General features: G+C 69.3%; 4 protein-coding genes. 3 read left to right on the forward strand and 1 reads right to left on the reverse strand.

Translation table 11 applies throughout. The annotated features are described in order from the left end of the window. Positions 1-331 precede the first annotated feature (331 nt). The gene (locus tag AN218_RS10665; protein ID WP_070016550.1) at positions 332-1,120 is read left to right on the forward strand and encodes a GntR family transcriptional regulator; all 789 of its coding nucleotides are present in this window, start codon (positions 332-334) and stop codon (positions 1,118-1,120) included. Continuing rightward, positions 1,114-1,884, forward strand: coding sequence for a glycosyltransferase family 2 protein (locus AN218_RS10670; protein ID WP_420855959.1), 771 nt, complete (start codon positions 1,114-1,116; stop codon positions 1,882-1,884). The genes AN218_RS10665 and AN218_RS10670 overlap by 7 nt, the downstream gene beginning before the upstream one ends. Before the next feature lie 760 nt (positions 1,885-2,644). On the opposite strand, the gene AN218_RS10675 is transcribed toward AN218_RS10670, so the two are convergent. Then, positions 2,645-3,250: a hypothetical protein gene (locus AN218_RS10675; RefSeq protein ID WP_070016551.1), complete on the reverse strand. Its 606-nt coding sequence runs from the start codon at positions 3,248-3,250 to the stop codon at positions 2,645-2,647. 901 nt (positions 3,251-4,151) lie between these two features. Here AN218_RS10675 and AN218_RS10685 point away from each other — a divergent pair. Beyond that, positions 4,152-4,346 (forward strand): hypothetical protein, encoded by a 195-nt coding sequence (locus tag AN218_RS10685; RefSeq protein WP_070016553.1) that lies wholly within the window; start codon positions 4,152-4,154, stop codon positions 4,344-4,346. Positions 4,347-4,374 lie beyond the last annotated feature (28 nt).

The following is a 4,374-nucleotide window of genomic DNA, read 5'->3' on the forward strand; positions in this document are numbered from 1 at the left end:
GCGGGTCAGCTTCCCGCTGCGCCTCGTCCGTGCGGCTGCCCGGCGGGCGCCGCCGACGGCTCGGCGCGTCGAGGGTCCGGTGAGTCGAGGGGCCCGTTGCGCGGGCCCTGGCTTTCCCGGGTAAGAGGCGCGGGGCTGCCGAGCCGTTACCCGCGGAGATCTGTTGCGGGTGGTGCGTCGGGCAGGGCCGTCCGGGGCGGCGCGTGTGAGAGGACTGGCCCTTCCTTCCCGGGACTGCGGGGGCTTCAGCCTCGGGTGGCCAGCGGGACGATCAAGTCCTCTTGATGACTCGTATGCTGGCGTCGTCGAGAGAACGGAACGGTGAGTGGCCATGGCGAAGGCGTACGAGCGGATCGCGGAAGACTTCCGGCATCCCATCCGCGCAGGTGAGCTGAGGCCGGGCGACAAGCTGCCCACCGAGGCCTGGCTCGCGGCGCACTACAAGAAGGGGCTGCCGACGGTGCGCCAGGCGCTCGCGCAGCTGGAGGCCGAAGGGCTCGTCGAGAAGAAGCACGGCCGCGGCACCTTCGTGCGCGTACCGCGGAAGCTGGTGTCGCGCAGCAACGAGCGCCACCAGTGGGAGAAGGACCGGGCCCGGGAGCCCGAAGGGAAGCGGCTGGAGACGGGTTCGACCGAGCACGACACCGGGCTGACCGTCGACGACCTCGTCTTCCACGCGAAGTACGAGGAGATCCCGGCGAACGAGGACCTCTCCACGGCCTTCGGGGTGCCCGAGGGCACGACGATGCTCCGGCGCTCGTACCGGACTCGCTACAGCTCCGAGCCGGCGCCCTTCACGCTCGTGACCTCATACCTCGTCCGCGACATGGTCGCGAAGAACCCGGACCTGCTTGACGAGACCAACGAGCCCTGGCCGGGCGGCACTCAGAACCAGCTGTACACGGTCGGCATCGAGCTCGACCGCATAGAGGAACGCGTTACCGCACGCCCTCCCTCCGCCGAAGAGGCCGAGGAGCTGGAGCTGCCACCGGGCACCGCGGTGTTCGTACTCCGGAAGTTCTCGTACGGGACCGAGGACCGCCTGGTGGAGATGTCGGACGTCATCCTCCCCGGCGACCGCACTGAGATGACCTTCGTGACCCCACTGGATCGGTGGTAACTCCCTTGCCGCAGCGCATCGTTGTCCTCACGGCAGTTCACGCCCCCGGCGCCCACCACCTGCCGGACGCGTACCGCTCGCTCGAGGAGCAGGAGCTGCCGGATGGGTGGGAATGGCAGTGGGTCATCCAGGAGGACGGCGAGACGGACGCGGTCGCCGGACTCGTCCCCGACGACCCGCGGGTGAGTTTCGCCCAGGGCCGACGGGGTGGTCCCGGCGTCGCCCGGACCATGGGACTAGCCCGCGCACAGGGCGAGTTGGTGAAGGTCCTCGACGCCGACGACATGCTCACCCCGGGCGCGCTCGCCCGTGACATCGCCGTTTTCGGGCGCGAGTCGGAAGTCGCCTGGACGACCTCCCGCGTCCTCGACGCCTTGCCGGACGGCACCACGGTCGGTTTCGACGGCGACCCCGAAGAGGGCCCCATCGAACGCGGCGCCGTCCATGAGCATTGGAAGTCCCACGACTATCGCGCACAGGTCCACCCGGCGACGTTGTGCGTTCGCCGGGACCTGCTGCTGGCGCTCGGTGGGTGGATGGCGCTGCCGGCGTCGGAGGACACGGGGCTCCTGCTGGCCCTGAACGCCGTGAGTCGCGGCTACTTCACGCGGGAAGTCGGCCTGATGTACCGCAAGTGGCCTGGCCAGGCGACGCATCAGGCGGCGCATGGGCACGAGGGGGAGCGGGAGGCGCGGATGGCGGTGATCGATGCGCGGGTGGGGGAGCTGGCCGAACTGGGGTGGCGCTTCCTTCTCGGACGGTGATTTGCCCCGGCCTTCAAGCAGCGTCTGAATCGGCCGTTTTGATGCATAACGATTACGGGGAAGCCGACCGGCCGCCGCTCACCTCGTTCGCTCGTCGGACTGCGCCTTTATGTCCCCGAGAGAGGACCGATGTGGCACAGCGCAACCCGGAGGCGAATCCTCCACGGCGCAATCCGGAGGCTTCGCCTCCGGTCGAAACCTCCGCGGCTGAGGTGACTTCAAGCACCAAAACCCGTCGTGAGGGTCGTCAACTCCTCGCGGAGGTTGGGGCCCAGCTGCTCTCCAGGCTCGTAGTAGAGGGCCTGAAGAGCTTGCTGGGGTGGTAGTAGGCGCACCGGCTCCACACTGGTTATCCGCCTAGCTACTCGCCGTCCCGGTGTGCCCTCTGGGCGCCCGGGGCGGCCCTTTTCGTGTCCGTAGAACGTCTCAAGTGGCGCATGGTGGCTTAGGCCGGTTGCAGCCTTTTCTACTGGACACCGTGCACAACCATAGCACCGGCGCGGGGTGGGAGGACCGGCCGGAGGGACTCACGGGAGAGGGCCGGCCCCCTGGTGACGGCTGCTGTTTCTTGCTCAGTACCTCGTGCTCACCGGGGTGCGTTTCGTGAGCACGTCCTGACTCAGCCCGGCCCTGCCGGGCGCCTCGCCTGGTCGAGCAGACGGATCCCGCGGTGGGCGGGGCCGGCGGCGGGGGAGCGGGCGTTCGGTGCTGCTCTTCGGGTGGTGCCGTGGCCGTACGGGCGGGCCGGGGCTCTCCTGTGTCAGCGGCGGCGATCACGGATCTGGTAGATCCGTTGGTCTCCCAGACCGGTGAGCTGCGCGACCATCTGCACTCCCAGCCCGCCGTCAGCCAGGGCTTTGCGGATGGTCACGTCTCGCGCGATCCGCGAGAGGAGGTGGCGGTGCCGTTCGTCAATCTCGCGGCCGGACGCTTTACGCAGGCGTCCGGCCCAAGCGTCATCGGTGTGGATGCGATCGGATCCGGGGATGTCGCGCGGCTCTCCCTCCTGCTCGACCTCCCCGCCCTCAAGAAGGGTGATGTTGACCGACCGGTCCTCGTCAATCAGAGCCAGTCCCCATCCAACAGCGTGTCCGGGACCGCTGAGGGACTCACCGCTCGGGCGCTCTGGTTCAGTCAGGCGCATATCGGCAGGAGGCGAGTACAGCGAGGTGCGGCCCTGTAGCCGGATGGAATGGCACACCACTTCGGCAATCTCACTGACGCCGTGGTCGCGCGCCCAGTTGGCGAGGGCCTGACCGTGACGCTGCGGGACGAGGACGGCGCTGTCTCCCAGGAGCGTGCCGCCGGTCAGTCGAGGAACGTAGGCGCCTGCGGGGGTAGTTGCGATGTCAGCGATGGAAGGCATGCGGCAGTTATAGCGCGCTATAAATGTCGCGGCAAGCGGTGGCTGCTCCTCGCTCCGTGCCCCCGGCGGGCCGACCGGGGGTTCGCCGGGCCGTGTTCGTGAGCGCGCCCTGACCCCGCCGACCCCGTCCGGACTGCTTCGGCGCGCCGGTTCCGGCTGCGCGTGAGCGCGGGTCAGCTTCCCGCTGCGCCTCGTCCGTGCGGTGCCCGGCGGGCGCCGCCGACGGCTTCGTCAACTCCTCGCGGAGGTTGGGGCCCAGCTGCTCTCCAGGCTCGTAGTAGAGGGCCTGAAGAGCTTGCTGGGGTGGTAGTAGGCGTACCGGCTGCACACTGGTTATCCGCCTAGCTACTCGCCGTCCCGGTGTGCCCTCTGGGCGCCCGGGGCGGCCCTTTTCGTGTCCGTAGAACGTCTCAAGTGGCGCATGGTGGCTTAGGCCGGTTGCAGCCTTTTCTACTGGACACCGTGCACAACCATAGCACCGGCGCGGGGTGGGAGGGCCGGCCGGAGGGACTCACGGGAGAGGGCCGGCGGCGGGGGAGCGGGCGTTCGGTGCTGCTCCCCGGGTGGTGCCGTGGCCGTACGGGCGGGCCGGGGCCGGGCTGGCCGCCGGCCGGTGAGGGCCGGACGTGATGCCGGCGAACTGGCGGTGGAGGCGGGCCTGTTCGGCGGTGCGGGGGAGTGCGCGGGGCGACAGCCGCATCGTCATGCGCGGTCGGCGGAGGGCTCCCGGGTTCTCGGGTCGGCTGGTGGTGCTCGCCGCGGCGGGTGCGTGTGGTGTGCGGGGTGGGGAGCTGACCTCCGTGATTTGACAACGTCAAGGCTTTTTGCGAGAGTTGTATTTGACAGCGTCAAGGGCGTCCGGGGCTGTTTGAGCTTGACGGCGTCAAAGTTAGGGGAGACCATGGCTCACAAGGAAGTACGCGACCTCATACGGAAGCTGGAGCGTCAGGGGTTCACGGTGAAGCTCGCCAAGAGCGGCCACTACAAGATCTACAAGGGCTCTCAGCTCCTCGGCACGCTGCCCGCCACGCCCTCTGACGCCCGCTCCCTCAAGAACGCCGTGGCCGCCCTCAAGCGCGCGGGCTTCAGGCCGTAACGGGCCGGGGGCCGCCCCGGCCCGGCCG

It is taken from the genome of Streptomyces nanshensis (assembly GCF_001751255.1).
GTDB classification, from domain to species: Bacteria; Actinomycetota; Actinomycetes; order Streptomycetales; family Streptomycetaceae; genus Streptomyces; species Streptomyces nanshensis_A.

Bases quoted from the DNA above. Each gene is read 5' to 3' on its own strand.
- AN218_RS10675 (WP_070016551.1), bottom strand. From the start codon at position 3,250: ATGCCTTCCATCGCTGACATCGCAACTACCCCCGCAGGCGCCTACGTT.
- AN218_RS10665 (WP_070016550.1), top strand. From the start codon at position 332: ATGGCGAAGGCGTACGAGCGGATCGCGGAAGACTTCCGGCATCCCATC.
- AN218_RS10685 (WP_070016553.1), top strand. From the start codon at position 4,152: ATGGCTCACAAGGAAGTACGCGACCTCATACGGAAGCTGGAGCGTCAG.